This is a genomic window from Staphylococcus sp. CWZ226 (assembly GCF_018986355.1).
GTDB lineage: Bacteria > Bacillota > Bacilli > Staphylococcales > Staphylococcaceae > Staphylococcus > Staphylococcus simulans.
This window is the reverse complement of the sequence record NZ_JAHMSB010000003.1, coordinates 150,270-167,349: the sequence shown is the minus strand read 5'-3', so window position 1 is coordinate 167,349 and position 17,080 is coordinate 150,270. Positions and strand designations below refer to the sequence as shown.

General features: G+C 35.9%; 14 protein-coding genes. 12 read left to right on the top strand and 2 right to left on the bottom strand.

The window, feature by feature from the left end; genetic code table 11:
• Positions 1 to 375 precede the first annotated feature (375 nt).
• The 7 genes from KRR19_RS04015 to KRR19_RS03985 all read left to right on the top strand — a co-directional run bounded on the left by KRR19_RS04015 (position 376) and on the right by KRR19_RS03985 (position 8,529).
• Positions 376 to 1,581 carry a DegT/DnrJ/EryC1/StrS family aminotransferase gene (locus KRR19_RS04015; protein ID WP_002480007.1) on the top strand — a complete coding sequence of 402 codons (1,206 nt, stop codon included), beginning with the start codon at positions 376 to 378 and terminating at the stop codon, positions 1,579 to 1,581.
• Complete coding sequence (locus KRR19_RS04010; RefSeq protein WP_156666829.1) at positions 1,578 to 2,687, top strand: ATP-grasp domain-containing protein; 1,110 nt, start codon at positions 1,578 to 1,580, stop codon at positions 2,685 to 2,687. The genes KRR19_RS04015 and KRR19_RS04010 overlap by 4 nt, the downstream gene beginning before the upstream one ends.
• Positions 2,688 to 3,593 carry an NAD-dependent epimerase/dehydratase family protein gene (locus KRR19_RS04005; protein ID WP_002480005.1) on the top strand — a complete coding sequence of 302 codons (906 nt, stop codon included), beginning with the start codon at positions 2,688 to 2,690 and terminating at the stop codon, positions 3,591 to 3,593.
• Positions 3,571 to 4,161 carry a sugar transferase gene (locus tag KRR19_RS04000; RefSeq protein ID WP_002480004.1) on the top strand — a complete coding sequence of 197 codons (591 nt, stop codon included), beginning with the start codon at positions 3,571 to 3,573 and terminating at the stop codon, positions 4,159 to 4,161. The genes KRR19_RS04005 and KRR19_RS04000 overlap by 23 nt, the downstream gene beginning before the upstream one ends.
• A 16-nt stretch (positions 4,162 to 4,177) precedes the next feature.
• On the top strand, positions 4,178 to 5,434 hold the full coding sequence (locus KRR19_RS03995) for a glycosyltransferase (protein ID WP_002480003.1): 1,257 nt from the start codon (positions 4,178 to 4,180) through the stop codon (positions 5,432 to 5,434).
• 105 nt (positions 5,435 to 5,539) lie between these two features.
• Positions 5,540 to 6,997, top strand: coding sequence for an O-antigen polysaccharide polymerase Wzy family protein (locus tag KRR19_RS03990; protein ID WP_002480002.1), 1,458 nt, complete (start codon positions 5,540 to 5,542; stop codon positions 6,995 to 6,997).
• A gap of 2 nt (positions 6,998 to 6,999) precedes the next feature.
• Positions 7,000 to 8,529: an oligosaccharide flippase family protein gene (locus tag KRR19_RS03985; protein WP_002480001.1), complete on the top strand. Its 1,530-nt coding sequence runs from the start codon at positions 7,000 to 7,002 to the stop codon at positions 8,527 to 8,529.
• An 80-nt stretch (positions 8,530 to 8,609) separates the two neighbouring features.
• Here the strand turns inward: KRR19_RS03985 and KRR19_RS03980 are convergent, their stop codons facing one another.
• Positions 8,610 to 9,335 carry a hypothetical protein gene (locus KRR19_RS03980; protein ID WP_207021366.1) on the bottom strand — a complete coding sequence of 242 codons (726 nt, stop codon included), beginning with the start codon at positions 9,333 to 9,335 and terminating at the stop codon, positions 8,610 to 8,612.
• 230 nt (positions 9,336 to 9,565) lie between these two features.
• On the opposite strand from KRR19_RS03980, the gene KRR19_RS03975 reads away from it, so the two are divergent.
• Complete coding sequence (locus tag KRR19_RS03975) at positions 9,566 to 11,092, top strand: DUF6056 family protein (protein ID WP_002479999.1); 1,527 nt, start codon at positions 9,566 to 9,568, stop codon at positions 11,090 to 11,092.
• A gap of 75 nt (positions 11,093 to 11,167) precedes the next feature.
• Here the strand turns inward: KRR19_RS03975 and KRR19_RS03970 are convergent, their stop codons facing one another.
• The gene (locus KRR19_RS03970) at positions 11,168 to 11,740 is read right to left on the bottom strand and encodes a TetR/AcrR family transcriptional regulator (protein ID WP_002479998.1); all 573 of its coding nucleotides are present in this window, start codon (positions 11,738 to 11,740) and stop codon (positions 11,168 to 11,170) included.
• A 217-nt stretch (positions 11,741 to 11,957) separates the two neighbouring features.
• Here KRR19_RS03970 and KRR19_RS03965 point away from each other — a divergent pair, with 217 nt between their 5' ends.
• From KRR19_RS03965 to KRR19_RS03950, 4 genes are all read left to right on the top strand, one after another.
• Entirely contained in the window at positions 11,958 to 13,475 is a 1,518-nt protein-coding gene (locus tag KRR19_RS03965; protein ID WP_083315778.1) for a glycosyltransferase, read from the top strand.
• 165 nt (positions 13,476 to 13,640) lie between these two features.
• Positions 13,641 to 15,815 (top strand): bifunctional glycosyltransferase/CDP-glycerol:glycerophosphate glycerophosphotransferase, encoded by a 2,175-nt coding sequence (locus KRR19_RS03960; RefSeq protein WP_002479996.1) that lies wholly within the window; start codon positions 13,641 to 13,643, stop codon positions 15,813 to 15,815.
• An 87-nt stretch (positions 15,816 to 15,902) separates the two neighbouring features.
• Positions 15,903 to 16,475: a DUF488 domain-containing protein gene (locus KRR19_RS03955; RefSeq protein ID WP_023015597.1), complete on the top strand. Its 573-nt coding sequence runs from the start codon at positions 15,903 to 15,905 to the stop codon at positions 16,473 to 16,475.
• Between the two features lie 212 nt (positions 16,476 to 16,687).
• Positions 16,688 to 17,080, top strand: a complete 393-nt coding sequence (locus KRR19_RS03950) for a (deoxy)nucleoside triphosphate pyrophosphohydrolase (RefSeq protein ID WP_002479994.1) — start codon at positions 16,688 to 16,690, stop codon at positions 17,078 to 17,080.

Genomic DNA, 17,080 nt, shown 5'->3' with positions numbered 1-17,080 from the left:
GGGCGTCTTTTTTATGGTTTTTTATTTCTGAAATGGTAAAGGTGAGATTGTGTTAATTGTATGTAAAGAATGTTAAGTGAGTGTTGATTTTATAATTAGTTTATTAATGGTATGTAATTCTAAAATTAGGATTGTTAAATAATAATTTTAATTACGAATATTGATTGAATACTTTTTACTTAGTGGATTATACTGTTACTAAATTGGAACATAATATCTAATTAGAATATTTGCGATGTGTGATGAAATGGCAGAAATCTTTTCGGATGGAAGCGATAAACAAAAAAACATTTGGATATTTGGCAGATATTCTAAAGTATTATTTCTTGGCATCATAGTGAGAGATAATCGTTAAAGATAAAGGAGAAGATAGCTATGCAAATACCATTTAGTCCGCCTAAAATTTCTGAAGAGGCCATCGAAAGTGTTGTGGAAACTTTAAGATGCGGTTGGATTACGACAGGGCCTAAAACGAAAGCATTTGAGGAAGCGTTAACTGACTATATGGGGACAGAAGGCACAGTCGCAATGAACTCAGCAACGGCTGCTTTAGAAATGACATTACGTTTATTAGGTATCGGCGAAGGGGACGAAGTCATCACTTCTGCTTATACATACACCGCTTCAGCCTCAGTCATCGCCCATGTCGGCGCTAAAATTGTATTAGTAGACACGCAAAAAGACTCCTTAGAAATGGATTACACACAACTCGAAGATAAAATCACAGAAAACACAAAAGCCATTATTCCTGTGGATATTGCAGGTCAATTATGCGATTACGATCGATTATTTGAAATTGCACGTCGTAAACAAGCACTTTTCCACACGGAAAATCCTGTGCACGCTTTATTAAATCGTATAGCGATTATTAATGATGGTGCCCATTCATTCGGCGCGACCAAAGGGGAAAACAAAAGCGGCAGCTTCGCAGACTTTACCACATTCTCTTTCCATGCGGTAAAAAATCTGACGACTGCTGAAGGTGGGGCAGTTACATGGACGAAAGATTACGAAGCACATGGTTTTGATTTACAGAAACTATACAAAACTTCTATTCTGCACGGTCAAAGTAAAGATGCCTTATCTAAAATGCAGAAAGGGAACTGGGAATATGACATCTCAGAGTTAGGTTACAAATTCAATATGACAGATATCAATGCGGCCATTGGTTTGGATCAACTCAATCATTATGATGAAAACTTAGCACGCCGTAAAGAAGTGGTACGTTTATATGATGAAAATTTAAACTCAGATGTTATCAAGACGCTAAAACACTTTGATAATGATAAAGAATCCAGCTGTCACTTATATATCACGTGGATTAAAGGGGCAACAGAAGAACAACGTAATGCGATTATTGAACATTTGGCGGATGAAGGTATTGCGACAAATGTGCATTATAAACCGTTACCAATGTTTTCAGCGTACCAAGAATACGGCTTTGACATTAAAGATTTCCCGAATGCGTATGCGCATTATGTGAACGAATTGACATTACCGCTCTATCCGCAATTAACAGATGAACAAGTAGAATACATTATTAAACAAGTGAATGAAGCAGTCGGCGGGGTGCTGGTATGAAGAAGGTCTTAATTCTAGGTGTGGCACCTGTACAAGCTGAAGCTATAGAGAAATTAAAAGAGATGGGTTACGAAACACATGCGTTGGCCATGAAAAAAGATGGTCCTGGTGCTGACAGTGCAGATTATTTTGAAGAGATTAATATTATAGATGAAGCGGCAGTCACCGCTTATATCAAACAACATCATATTGATGCTGTTTATTCAGTAGGCTCAGATTTGGCTATGCCAGTTGCGAATAAAATCTCAGAAGTCTTAGATTTACCACACTTTGTCAGTTATGACACAGCATATGCATGTAATCACAAAGATGTAATGCGTGCACAAACCAAAGGGATTACAGGTTCTGTCCCTTTTGAAATCACAAAAGATGTGAACCATCAAACAGAAATTGACTACCCAGTCTTTGTGAAACCGACAGATGGTCAAGGACAACGTGGCATTACTTTAGTGACACAAGCTGCTGATTTACCAGAAGCGATTGCTTATGCGGTGGATCAGTCTAGAGAAGGCGCAGCAATTATTGAACGCTATATCGATGGTTATGAAATTTCAGTGAATGGCTATGTTGTAGATGGCGAACTGCAATTTACCTTGGTATCGATGCGCGAAACATGGCCTGAACACCCAGGTTTAATCCATAAACATATTATCGACCCTGATTATGATTATCCTATGGCTTCTATTGAAGCAGCGATTGCAGCACACTTAGAGACCCTGAAAATTCAAAACGGTCCTGTGTATGCGCAAGTAAAAGTAATGAATCACGAAGCATTTATTATTGAAATTACGCCACGCTTTGATGGTTGTCATATGCATAAATTGATTCAATATTATAATCATGATGACTTATTAGAGAAAACGTTCAAGCATCTTCTAGAAGAACAAGCCCCTACATTTACGGAAGCGACAACGACACAACCAGTAGTCTTAGAATTTATGTGTGAGACACCGAAACAACCGATTGATTATTATCAATTCAAAGTACCAGATCATACTTTAGAAAGCTATCGTTATTACCAACAAGGAGAATTCATCAGACCTGTTAACGGTGTGTATGACAAAGTGGGCTTTTATATTTATCCGCTGATGAAGGAGGAAGATTAAATGGCCTTTAGAATTACAGGCGGCACAGGATTGCTTGGTCGCTATCTGACTGCTTTATTAGAAGATAAAGCTATTGATTATACAGTTTTATCACGTCGTCAAAATACAGAAGATGCGCATCAAGTCCAAACCGATTACAGCGAGGCTTCTTTGGAGATGATATTTCAAGAAGATGATGTCATTGTTCATCTGGCAGGTAATAGAGGACCAAAGAAAGACATCAGCAGTTATACAGAAGAAGTACAGATGGCACAACATGTGTTTGAAGCGGCGCTTGAACAAAAATGTAAAAAAGTAATCGTGGCTTCTTCTATTTCTGTATATGATGATACTTCTACATTGCCTTGGCAGGAAGAAGACGCAGTGAGTGATGTGCCGAAGTCTTTATATGGTTTGAATAAACGTTATATTGAACAGCTGGCTGCGTATTATCGTAAGCATTATCAGTTGGATATAGTGTGTTTACGTTTCTCTCATTTATTTGGCGCACATGAGAAAAATAACTATATGATTAATTATTTTATGCGCTTAGCTTTGTTAGGGAAGCCCTTAACAGTAATGGGTGAGAGTGATGTATCACGTGAATTTTTATATGCGAAAGATGCGGCAAATGCGATTTGGCAAGCGTCACAGCATCCAAACACTTCCTTAATTCAAAACATTAAAGGCAGTGAAACGTTAACGAACCTAGAAGTGGCGCAACATATCAATCAAGTGTTCGGCAATCCGACTGACATTCAACGTCAAGATGAAGATGTGCCGGATTATTTTGAACCTTCTTATATGGATGGTGCACGAGCACAACAAGAAATTGATTTTGTCCCACAATATCAGTTTATAGATGCATTACAAGAAATTTATCGAGAAATGGAGGGGCTGCGTGATGAGTTACCGGAAAAATATTAAGCGTTTGTTAGATGTGTTGTTATTTGTAGCGTTGTTGCCGGTGTTATTAATTGTAGCTTTGCCTGTTAGTATAATGATTAAGAGAGAAGATAAAGGCAGTATCTTATATAATGGACAACGTTTAGGTGTCGGTATGTTGCCTTTTGAAATGCATAAGTTTCGTACAATGAAAGAAAACGCACAAGACATTCGTAATGCGGATGGCAGTACGTTCAATAGTGATCAAGACCCGCGTGTGACAAATATCGGTCGTGTGTTACGTCAAACAAGTATTGATGAATTACCGCAATTGCTGAACGTATTAAAAGGTGACATGAGCTTTGTTGGACCGCGTCCGAGTCCGCTTGGCAATACACATCGTTATCCTGATTACTATAAAACAAAGTTTCATGTGAAACCTGGTATTACGGGTTTAACACAAGCTTTGTTGCGAAATAGTGCTTCGATGGAAGAACGTATGCGTTTAGATGCTTTCTATGCGGCGAATGTCAGCTTTAAAATGGATGCATTTGTGATTTATAAAACGATTTCAACGGTGTTATTACGAAAAAATATTAATCAGAAGTAAGAGAGGAATAGCACTTATGAAGAAAGAACTGATTTTGTTGACGAATTACTTTCCTTACTATAAAGGAGAGGAATATTTAGAAGAAGAAATCAAATATTTGGCAGAAGCCTTTGATCACATTGTGATTGTTCCGACGATGGTCAGCCAGAAGATGAAAGTGACAAGAGAAGTACCGGATGTTGCGACAGTCATCGACTTGCCTTTCCCGCAAGGACTAAAAGATAAGGCCATCAACTTCTTAAAGACAGGGCCAAATATTTTATTGAGTCAACCGCGTTTACGCAGTATCGGTGAAAATGCAGGTTCCTTAAATCCTTATAAGTGGATGTACAACTTGTATTTTGAATCGAGAACAGATGCGATTTATCAAGACTTAGTACGCTCACATTTATTACCGGAAAATGATGGCTATACGCAGCTTTATATTTACAGCTATTGGTTTTATATCACTGCGAACCTCGGCAGAAAACTAAAATATGATTATTATGGTGATGATTCTATCCCATTTATTTCTAGAGGACATGGTTATGATGTCAATGATTATATTAAACCGTTTAGCTTCTTGCCGATGCGTCAAACGATGTTGAAACATGTGGATGCGTTATATCCAGTATCTGATACGAGCTCGAACTATTTAAGTAACAAGTTCCCGAAATATGCGAATAAAATTGAAACCAGACGTCTCGGTGTAGGTGAAGGCAATTATCAAGTTTCATTACGTCAGCCGCCTTTATTTGTCAGCTGTTCAACGATTCGTAAATTAAAGCGTTTAGATGTCATTATTGATGCGTTAGCACAATTGAATGAACAAGGTTATGATTTCAAATGGGTACATATCGGTGATGGTCCAGATGCGCAAAAAATTGAAGCATTGGCAAAAGAGAAATTAAAGCCGTCTCAATATGAATTGATTGGACGTTTGCCGAACAAAGACGTCAGAAAATGGTATCATGAGCATAACCCGACGTTATTTTTAAACACTTCTGAATCAGAGGGTGTACCAGTCTCTGTCATGGAAGCGATGGCGAATGCGATTCCTGTTGTAGCTTCAGATGTCGGAGGTACAGCTGAAATTGTACAAACAGATGTAAATGGTACTTTAATCAGTGACGCACTTAAGCCAGAAGAGGCAGCACGTGCGATTGAATATTTCATAAATCTTTCAGATGAAGCTTATCAAGGCTATGCGAAAGGTGCTTACCAAACTTGGCAGACGCTCTGTGATTCTGAAAGTCTTTATACTGAATTTGCGCATGAACTTGCACAACCTTAAGCGTTCAACTCAGTATATTGCTAGACACCTATGACACAACCAGACGAAAGCGTGTAATACGCAAGAAACGACAAATAAGTAACGAATGAGTAAGTAGGTGGAAGTTTGACCAAGTTATTAAGATGGTGTGTGCTGATGATTGCGGTGATATTGCTTACTATCGGCATTATCTTTTCGAATATTACCTTGTTATTTAGTGCACTCTTATTATTTTTCCTGAACAATCTGATATATGGACTAGAAGCGTTCAACCAGCGGGTCATCTTCTTTATGTTCAATGTGACTTTCTTTGTCTTTTTAATGGGCAGAATGGTTGTCAGCAAACTGTTCCATTATCATGAAAAGGATTTTAAACTGCTGGGAACGTATTTTACAGATCAAGCCACAATATTTAATATTTTAATCTTATTAAGTTTAAGTTTGTTTTGTCTCTTTTTAGGATTTGCGATGTTAGATCGCACGGTTCAACAAGGATTTAAACAGTTTCAGCCTATTGAGACGACATATAAACAAAATATCCGAATCATCAGTTTAGGTGTCTTTACGATTGCGATTATTTTTAAGCTGATGTATTTGGCAGAAGCGGTTCAAGCTTCACAATCACAAGGGTATTATGCCTATTTTTCTAGTTTTAAATCGAATTTACCAGGTGTGTTTGTGTTGATTAGTCGAATGTTCCCAGTCGCATTCTTTGTATATCTCGCAACATTGCCTGCACAAAAGAAAGCATGGCTGCCGATACTTGCTTATTTATTTGTAGATGGGCTTTCTGTATTAACCGGATCTCGTTCTGACTTTATGTTAGATGTGCTCATCTTGTTTATTTATTTCTGTTATCGCAATATTTTAGCGAAGCAGACAGGTACGCAAGCATGGTTCGGTAAAAAGACAATTATTGCGGGCATTATTTCAGCACCGATTTTATTAGCGTTGATGAATTTTGTCGGTAATAACCGAGGCGGAGAAAAGACTGACGGTGGTTTCTTTGATGCATTGTTATCATTTTTCTTCTCACAAGGTATCAGTGTCAATGTCATTGGTTATACCATCGAGAAGGCGAAAGAAATCCCGGATAAAATCTATTCTATTGGACCGTTAACAGAGTATGCCGTTTACAATATTTGGGGCAATTTAACTGGAGGGCAAGGCGGATGGTCTGGCCAATCGGTTGAACGTGCTTTAGAAGGTTATCAATACTCGCATACAATGTCTTATGTCATTATGAAAGACTTATATCTTAAAGGTGTGGGTTATGGTTCAAGTTTCGTTGCTGAAACTTATCATGATTTCGGTTATGTCGGCATGATGTTCGGCAGTATTGTCATTGGTTTACTAATTGCGTTATTTACGAGAATGTTGACCGCAAAACATATTTTAGTGATTGCGGCAGCTTTAATCATGGCACGAATGATGTTGTTTATTCCACGTGCTAGTACAATCGCGTTTATTATTGATACTTTTTCACCAGCGAATATTTTCACAGTGCTTGTGATTTTCGGATTAGAACGTGTGATGCGTTCTTACTTTGAACGCAAGCGCAACCAACATAAACAGGAGTTATGAGTATGAATCAAAGAAGAGCTGGCGCCATCTTATCCTACATATCCATATTTGGTAATATTCTAGTGGCGATTTTATATACACCGTTCTTCATCAGAACGCTCGGCACTTCTGAATATGGGTTGTATAATTTGGTTTTATCCTTTTTAGTTTATTTGAACATTATGGATTTAGCGTTCGGTAACACGATCGCCAAATATTTATCACAAAACAGAGTCAAAGGTTCAAAGGCACAAGAGGCACGTATCTTAGGTAATATCTTAAATATTTACTTTTTGTGTTCCTTATTAGTCGGTCTGATGGGCTTGGTTTTGTATTTGAATGCTGAAGCGGTATTCGGCAATGCATTAGCACCTCAACAATTATCAGAACTGAAATTGATGTTGATTTTTATCATTATCAATATCATGATTTCATTTTATCCAGGTATTTTTAACGGTATTTTACAAGCGTATGAATACTTTGTGATTGCGAAGAGTATGTTGCTGATCCGAGTGATTATGCCTTCTATCATTGCGACACCGTTCTTATTGATGGGATTTGGCGCAGTTACGATTATATTGATTACGTTAATTGTCAATTTTGCGTGTCTGTTCTTAGGCATGATTTTATGTCGACGTCATGTATCGATACGCTTTGATTGGAAAGGTGCATTATCGTTTAATCATTTAAAACAACAGAAACAATTGAACGTGTATTTAGGTTTAGTTTTGTTTTCTATTGCTATTGAACAATTGACGTTAAATTCTGGTCAAATGATTTTAGGTGCGATTAACGGAACGGTTGCGGTTGCGATTTATGTCATCGCTGTACAGTTCGTAAAAATCTTCCAACAGTTTGCGACTTCTATTAATAATGTGACCTTCCCAGGATTCTCAATGTTAGTGGTAGAAGGTGCAAGTAATGAACGTTTACTTCAACAGATGGTACGCATCAGTCGTATTCAATTGATTGTATTATCGTTTATCTTATCCGGTTTTGTGATTTTCGGTGAGAACTTTATTGTGATTTGGGCAGGACAAGATTTCAGACCTGCGTACCTTATGACAGTAATTTTAATGTTTACGATTACTTTCCAACTATCACAGTTGCCGGCAGTCAGCATTATTCAAGCACATAATCGCCAAACGTTTCGTTTTATGGCTTTAGCAATTACCTTAGTATTAGCCATGATCAGTGCGGTCATTTTAGCGCCGAAGTATAGTGGTTACGGTGTTTCACTTTCTATCGCAGCGTTCAGCTTTATCGGCTATACACTGATTATGAATGTATATTATCACCGTAAAATCGGTTTGAATATGTATCGTTTCTGGTTTGAGATGAGTAAAATATGGTTGCCGATGATAATCACTACAGTCGTTTACTATTTTATTTATCAATGGATTGCGCAACTCTTAGGTAAAGGGTTAGTCGTGCTAGGTATAAATATTATCGTTTATGTTATTTTGTATTCTGTCGTGTTGTGGACAGTCATTATGAACCAAAGCGAGCGACAAATGGGTATGCAAGTAATACAGCGCTTTAAACGTGCGTAAATATAACTGTGAAAATGTTAAAAAGAATAAATACAAACAAAGACGCTATTCAGTCAGAAAAACCTGAACAGCGTCTTTGTTTACTTTTTAAGTAAAGTGAGACATACATCTATTAAATGCAGGTGATACACACTATAAATCAGGCCAGAAATAAAGACAGCCAATGTTACAGCGAAGAGTGCAGTTTGAATCCATGAGCGCTTCATAATCGTAATAGCTTTAGTTTTAGCATTCCAAATAAAGTTGAAGCGATTGAAATAAATCATGAACAGCACAATTAAGGTATAAAAGATAGATGATATCAATACCATTTGAATTAAGCCGGGTAATATCATGCGATCGGATAATTGTATAAGACTTTGAATTTTAGAGATAAAATCTTGTGGTTTCGTTTCTCCGAATAAATCGAACCACCAATCTGTAAATTTGATTAAGAAACTGCCGAGAAACATAAGTAATAATAATGTACATGCATTCAAAGTAGTCAGCCAAGCACGACGACCTGGCACAGCAGTGAATGTTAAACGGTGCATTAAAATAGCGTGAACTACTAATAAAGCGATACCTATACCAGAGGCAAGCACACCATATTCTATTGCGAAAAATGTGTGGTACATATTCGTCTTTAAGGCATTAGGTTTTCCTAGAAATAGTAACAATAAGCCAATGATGAAGCCATTGATAAAGAGTGTATAAAAAACAAACGTACTCAAACAAACTAAAATACGTCGATTACGACGAATCAATATTAAATCTAATAGGGTAAATAACAGTCCAATTGTTAGATACAAGATGATTTGAGTCATGATGATAAGTGTTCTCCTTCTTAAAGGTGATAAATCACGTTGTGTTAATAATTAATAATTTTACTATTGAAGTCATAAATTGTCAGTAAAAAAATGAAGTGAGTGAAAATATTATTAAATGACGTATGTTTGACGAGGTATAAAATGGTATGTTTTCTAATTATAGATTATGATGACAATCATATAATTAAAGTGTATTATATGCTTAACACAACAAGGAGAACAACATCATGAGGATTATTAAGGAACACCCATATTGTTTTGTATATGGATTATTAGTGCTTTTTTATTTTGTATTTGCGGCGATTGTTCCGCTTGCGCAAGATGACTGGGGCTGGTATATACATGGCTACAACCAATGGTTCAATGAACATTTTAAAAATTTAAACGGTCGATATTTCGGTAATATTTTAGAAATTTTAGCAGTGAGAAGCCTATTATTACGCATGGTAGTGTATGCACTAGTTTCATTCTCCATACTTTGGATAGTATTGAAATTCGCAGATAAAACTAAAAGTACAGCTTATATATTAATCGCGTTTATAATGTTACTGCTAATGCCCGCTTCAATCTTCAAACAAACTTATGCGTGGTATGCAGGATTTAATAACTATGTCACAAGTGCCTTATGTGCATTAGTAGTTTTATTATTTGTTTTAAAAACACTGCATAATCAAGAAAGAAAAACACAATGGTCACAACGTATTGAATTAGTATGTTTCTATATCGCATGTATTGCCGGACAGTTATTTATGGAGAACGTCACACTTTATAATATTGCGATTACCGGTTTAGGCTTACTTGTATATTTAGTAATTTATCACAAAATTAATTTGAAATTATTGATAGGATTCTGTTTAACATGGATAGGTGCGATTATTATGTTTACAAATCCAAACTACTTGAATATTTTAGCGGGTAATAGTTCATATCAACAAGTCGGTTCTAATACCTCGATGTATGATAAAGTCATTCAAACGTTATTAAAAATCATTCCGTATTATGGCTACTTCCAATGCGCCATATTTTTAAGTGTTTTAGCTGTGGTTTTACTCATTGTTTTATATCGCAGTCCGAAATTTTTAAGTTTGTCACTAGTGTATAAAGTGATAATAACAGCAGCTTTAGCATTCTTTACTGTTTATAAATACTTTATCTATGAACCTTTTGATTTAGATGCGATGAAACACATTCCATGGATTGCTGGTCTGAATTTCTTAGCGTGTTTGATCTATTTCTGTGCAGTCGCAGTAGGTCTCTATTTTATTGGTTTATCTAAGAAGTCATTATTGACGACATACTTTAATTTAGCTTCGATTGTGATTGCGACCATGCCTTTATTAGTCGTTGCGCCTGTCGGACCAAGAAATTTCTACTTTATGTATGTGTTATGGTTGGTTATTTTATTAATTGTACTTAAACAGTTGCCTTTACCTGAAAGACGTACGAGTCTCATTGCGGGTAGTATCGCACTAGTCGCAGTAATCGTGTTTATGAGTGCTTTTTCATTTATGAGTTATGCGAATACACAACGGATTGCGAAAATAAAAGAAGAAGCAGCACATGCATCTAAAGATGACGTTATTATTGTAGAAATGTTGCCATTTGATGTGTATACCCAACATTCCTCACCATGGTCGGTAAGAACACAGAGAGTATTTAAACAATATTTTGGTATACCTCAAGAAGCACGATTAAAATTCGTACCTTATGGTCAAAAATATTTACAACCGAAAGTACAGAAGAAAAATAAATAAAATCACAAAAAAATCAGAACAACTTCCAATTGTGAAGCTGTTCTGATTTTTTTAGTTTTAAAGTATTTTCCATCGCTATTCTGACTTAACTTTAATGTTGAGTAATTGATTGAACATCTTGTCCAGCGAATCAGGATTATCAATCGCATTTGAATAGTCGGCACAAAGTTTATGTTCATCGTAAGTCCAATCACCGATAGCGGTAATTGCTGATTCAAAGACACGAGCAACTACTTTGATCGGAGGGTTGCCAGGGACTTCGATAATATCTGCATTGTCTATGATGTCTTGACGTATTTTTTGGATGAAGATTGCGGTCACAGTTTCCATAAATTGTTGATCATGACGTTGTTTGATATCAATTTTTTCAATAGGTTTATCAAAGAAAGAGCTTAAAGCTTTAAAAGGTGCTTCAATACGCTCTCGAATATCCTTTTCGAAATAATCTTTAGTCAAATTCGTAATTAAGTAAGATAACAAGTCATATTTATCGTAAAAGTGTTTATAGAATGTCGTACGGTGAACCAATGCTTTATCACATATCATATTGACTGTAATGGCAGAGAACAATTTTTCGCTTAATAAGTTGAACAAGGATTCGGATAAAGCACGTTTTGTTTTAATCACACGTAAATCATTGGGATTCATGTTTGGCACATCTCCTTTTGTTAAATATATATGATAACAACTCGATTTCAGTATAGAACTATCAGTATAAATAAACTACTATGTAGATTAAACTATACTGTATGTTTGGTGGAGAGGCAAATATTTTAACTTGAGTATGAATAAATTTAATTTTTCTGTTTTACTTATTGTTTAAAGTGTAAATATATAAATGATATAATTTTTTCTAACAAATTTTATGAAATGGGGTTTAGGGTTGATTTATACTGTTACATCAACTTTGCCTCCGAATCATGGAGGAAGAACGAAAGCATTGTTGAAGCGAATTCAATTTATTGACGACACATTAGGTATTAAACAAACTATTTTAACGACCAACTACAATATTGAGTACCCAGAAGTATTAGCTGATTTTAGAGAAAAAGGTATCTTAAACGAAGGTACACAAGTCATTAATCTCTATGATTGGCTTTCTGGCTATAATCTATTTAACATTCCAAAGTCGACTTTTAAGAAAGAAAAGAAATATAAAGCACAACCTGTGGCACTTTCTGATTACACAACACGTACGAATAAAAAAGGGGACGTTGTACGTTATTATGACAAGACTGATGAAACATATTTACTGTATCGTAAATTTTATGAGGATTCAGAAGTAGTCCACTTTGAAGATGTGATGACGCCTGGAGTTAAACATAAAGTCATCCGTTATGAATACAACCCTTATGGTTATCTGCATAAGAAGACTTACTATGCAGCACGTAAAAACATGAAGTTGAGTGAGACGATGTATGATTTAGAGGGAAATGTGTATTGTCAAAAATGGTTTGAAGAAAATAAGCAAGGCAAACCAGAAGCGACGTCCATTTTGATATATCGCGAGGGACGTGTGGTAAGAAGTTTTACGCACGATAAAGCATTGTTTGCGTATTTTTATAATGAGATATTTAAAGATGGAGATATTGTGTTTAATGATGCACGTTTATTAGATGAACCATTAATTGACAATCAACATGCGATTAAACCTGTCATTGTCTTCCATAGTTCTCACTTATCCGGTGATAATATTAAAGGTTCATATCGCTTTGCGATAGATCATCACAAGCAAGTTTCGGCGTATATTGTGCTGACAACTCAACAAAAACAAGATATTTTAGCACAATCAGATATTCCAGAACAAAAAATTCAAGTCATTCCGCATTTCATTAAACCCAGTACGTTACCTGAACAAGAACGTAAAAATCAGTTTGTGTATTTAGGCAGGTTCTCAAAAGAGAAACGTATTGATCACATTGTGAAGGCATTTAAGTTATTTAAAGCTAAAGATTATGAGACGAAACTGAAATTATATGGCGGTGTTTCTGACTCACAAGAAGATGAACTTAAAGATTTAATTTCTAAAGAAGGTCTGTCAGAAGATGTAGACATCGAATCCTTTACTAATCATCCACAAGAAGTTTTCCGTGAATCACGTGCTTCTATTTTAGCAAGTACACATGAAGGATTCGGATTATCTATGATGGAAAGTATCAATGAAGGTTGTCCGGTTCTTGCGTATGATATTCGTTATGGGCCAAATGAAATCATTGAAGCGGGTGAGAATGGGTATTTAATACCTACAGGTGATATCGAGGCTTTAGCACAGGCGATGGAGCGTATCATCAACCATCCATTGAAGCATGTGCACACACGTCAATCATTAACACCAAAAGCCGCACAACATCATTTCGAACAGTTATTTAAAACGTTAATATAAATAGAGTAATACACCTTTTATTATTTTTCCAAATTAGTAAGACGATGATAAAAAAGTAGATTTAGTATATAATTGTTACGGTTTCTTATTTGGTTTGCTGAGAAATTAGCAGTACAATAAGAAAATGTGGAAAACAGAGATATAAAAAGTAAGGAGATCACAATCATGAATGAATTAACAGTCATTATCACATACTACAACTCAGAAGATTATATTCAAGCTTGTATCGAAAGCTTGAAGCAACAACGCAATCAAGATTTTAATGTGATTATAGTCAACGATGGATCAACAGATGGTTCTCAAGCACTTTTAGAAGACACCTTAAAAAACTATGATAAGAAGGTTGAAGTGATTAACTTTGAACAAAACCAAGGGCATGCGCATGCGCGTAACGTCGCAATGTCACATGTAGAAACACCGTATTTTATGTTTTTAGATGCGGATGATGAATTAGCTTCTTATGCGATTCAATTCTATTTAAAAACAGTGAATGGTCTAGATGCCTTAATTGCACCGATTAATAAGTTTACACTCAATCAACCGCAATACATCGATCAGAATAAAATTAGATTGGAATATATGAACGCTGAGACAAACCCTAATTCATTCTTAAGAAAAAATACGGCTTGTAACATTTTATTTAAAACAGCAATCGTACACGCGCATCAACTTCAATTCGATGAGGCATTGAAAACGTATGTCGACAATTCTTTTGTAGTGGATTATCTGACATATGCAGAACGCTTTGTGCGTATTTTAGGTTTCCCGTTCTATTTCAGAGGAGAGGTTTATGATCCTTTTGAAACAGAACAACTGACACAACAAGCGTTCGACCAATTATTTGAAGATTACGCTGATGCTTATCTGCATACCGTGCAGAAAGTGAAAAATAAAAAAGTCCGTCAATTTATGACGCATAAAATGGCAAGTATGATTCGTAACGGCTTTGACCCTGCGAATAAACAAAATGCTTACCACTATGCACAACATCAAGACACACTTATTCAATTAGCTCAAAAATTGAAATGGCATCTCTTACAAGAAACAGATGGCGGTTCATTGTTTAAAGTAGAAATGTTGGCGTTAATGTTTAATCAACCTGACGCCGCAATTGCGATCAACAAATACAGAGGCATGTTACGTCATGTGAAGAATGTTGTGATGCGTAATAAAAATAAAAACCGTTCTATGTATCAGTTAACAGATGCGCCAGAAAATGTTTCTAACAAAACAATTGTTTTTGAGACATTCGGCGGTAAAAACTATAGTGATAGTCCAAAATACATTTATGAATATATGCAGAAATATTATCCGTACTATAACTATATCTGGGTATTAAAGAACCCGGCTAAAACTTATGTTCCAGGTAATGCGACTAAAGTGAAAAAAGGTTCGAAAGCTTATTATGAAGCTTATTCAAAAGCACATTACTGGGTTACGAACGCTCGCACGCCGCTTTATATCAATAAGAAAGAGAATCAAACGTATATTCAAACATGGCATGGTACGCCGTTGAAACGTTTGGCGAATGATATGAAAGTGGTACGTATGCCAGGGACAACAACGCCCGCATATAAACGTAATTTCAGAGAAGAGACAGAACGTTGGGATTATTTAGTATCACCGAACCGTTATTCTACTGAAATTTTTGAATCGGCCTTTTGGATGGATAGAGACCGTGTCTTAGAAATCGGTTATCCAAGAAATGATGTGCTTGTTAATCGTCAAAATGATACTGAGTATCTTAAAGATATTCGAGAGAAGCTTAATATTCCTAAAGATAAGAAAGTCATTACTTATGCACCGACATGGCGTGATGATGAGTTTATTAAAAAAGGACAATACTTATTCAATCTTAAAATCGACTTAGATAATTTATATAAACAATTAGGTGATGACTATGTCATTTTATTACGTATGCATTATCTGATTGCGAATGCTTTAGATTTATCTGGTTATGAAAACTTTGCGATAGATGTATCTGATTATGATGATGTCTCAGAAATCTTCTTGATTTCAGATGCATTGATTACAGATTATTCATCTGTGATGTTCGACTATGGTATTTTAAAACGTCCACAGTTCTTCTTTGCGTATGATATTGAGAAATACGGTAAAGGTTTACGTGGCTTCTATATGGATTACCATAATGATTTACCAGGACCTATTTTCACAGATGCGCACAAACTTGCTGAAAGCTTAAAAGACTTACCGAAAGTACAAGCAGAATATCAAGATAAGATTGATGCATTCTACAATCGTTTCTGCAGTATTGAAAACGGTAAAGCATCAGAATATATCGGTGAATTGATTCATCAAGGTATTGAAGAAAAAGAATAATACGTTAACACGCAAAAGTAGCCTTTAAAGAGACTGTTTTTGCGTGTTTTTCTTTTAACAGGCTATAGTAAGAGAGAGGTGAACATTATGGGACAAACCAAACAAAAGGTGATTTATACTATCGGTCATTCTGATCATGATAAAGAAACATTTCTTGAAATGTTGAAACAATATCATGTTGAAGTCTTAATGGATATCAGAGCCTTTACGAAGAGCCGTAAACATCCGCAATTTAAAGACGACAATATGAAGTCATGGTTGAAAGAAGCGGGGATTGAGTATCAAACTGACCAATTTCTAGGTGGGCGCAGACAACCCAGTGAAACAGTGGGACGTACTTTGAATAGTGGTTGGCAAAATGAATCTTTCCATAACTATGCGGACTATACTTTAACAGACGACTTCAAAGAAGGGATTAAAAGATTAACAGAAACAGCCCAAAACCAAACGACAGCCTACATGTGTTCAGAACATCATCCAGCACGTTGTCATCGTTTGATTGTCAGTAATTATTTAGCTGCACATGGTTGGGATGTGTATCATATTATGCAAAATAATAAAGGTGACATTATTGCACAACCACATAAGTTAGGACAATGGGGGGCGATGCCAATTATTGAAGATGATGGGGAAGTAGTATATCCGAAAAAAACAGATTGACATTTATATATATAAATGAATGAGGTGTTTCTATTATGAATCAGAACAACATATTGAATCAGCAACAAGTTAGAAGAAAATGAACAGACAGGTCGCGCCTGTCTATTTTTTATGAAAAAAATAAAAAATTGCTGCAATTGTGTGGCAATCTTTTATAAAAAATGAGATCCTGCTTATAAGTAATGAAATATTGATATGAGCGGAGGATACATATGAAAAAGTTAGTCAGAGTCGTAGGTGCAGTGATTGAACATCAAGGTAACATTTTATGTGCACAACGCAGTGAACAAATGAGCTTACCGTTATTATGGGAATTTCCGGGTGGTAAAATTGAACAAGGTGAAACAGATATTGAAGCGTTAAAACGTGAAATTCAAGAAGAAATGAAGTGTGATTTAGCAGTGGGTGAGAAAGTCACGACGACTACACATGAATATGATTTTGCGATTATCGAGCTGACAACGTATCGTTGTACTTTACAAGAAACGATGCCGACATTAACTGAACATAGTCAAATTAAATGGTTAGCCCCTAAAGCGTTACACCAATTAGAGTGGGCACCGGCAGATATTCCGGCAGTCGACTTGCTTGTTGAACAAGGGTAA

Bases quoted from the DNA above. Each gene is read 5' to 3' on its own strand.
- KRR19_RS04015 (WP_002480007.1), top strand. From the start codon at position 376: ATGCAAATACCATTTAGTCCGCCTAAAATTTCTGAAGAGGCCATCGAA.
- KRR19_RS04010 (WP_156666829.1), top strand. From the start codon at position 1,578: ATGAAGAAGGTCTTAATTCTAGGTGTGGCACCTGTACAAGCTGAAGCT.
- KRR19_RS04005 (WP_002480005.1), top strand. From the start codon at position 2,688: ATGGCCTTTAGAATTACAGGCGGCACAGGATTGCTTGGTCGCTATCTG.
- KRR19_RS04000 (WP_002480004.1), top strand. From the start codon at position 3,571: ATGAGTTACCGGAAAAATATTAAGCGTTTGTTAGATGTGTTGTTATTT.
- KRR19_RS03995 (WP_002480003.1), top strand. From the start codon at position 4,178: ATGAAGAAAGAACTGATTTTGTTGACGAATTACTTTCCTTACTATAAA.
- KRR19_RS03985 (WP_002480001.1), top strand. From the start codon at position 7,000: ATGAATCAAAGAAGAGCTGGCGCCATCTTATCCTACATATCCATATTT.
- KRR19_RS03980 (WP_207021366.1), bottom strand. From the start codon at position 9,335: ATGACTCAAATCATCTTGTATCTAACAATTGGACTGTTATTTACCCTA.
- KRR19_RS03975 (WP_002479999.1), top strand. From the start codon at position 9,566: ATGAGGATTATTAAGGAACACCCATATTGTTTTGTATATGGATTATTA.
- KRR19_RS03970 (WP_002479998.1), bottom strand. From the start codon at position 11,740: ATGAATCCCAATGATTTACGTGTGATTAAAACAAAACGTGCTTTATCC.
- KRR19_RS03965 (WP_083315778.1), top strand. From the start codon at position 11,958: ATGAAATGGGGTTTAGGGTTGATTTATACTGTTACATCAACTTTGCCT.
- KRR19_RS03960 (WP_002479996.1), top strand. From the start codon at position 13,641: ATGAATGAATTAACAGTCATTATCACATACTACAACTCAGAAGATTAT.
- KRR19_RS03955 (WP_023015597.1), top strand. From the start codon at position 15,903: ATGGGACAAACCAAACAAAAGGTGATTTATACTATCGGTCATTCTGAT.
- KRR19_RS03950 (WP_002479994.1), top strand. From the start codon at position 16,688: ATGAAAAAGTTAGTCAGAGTCGTAGGTGCAGTGATTGAACATCAAGGT.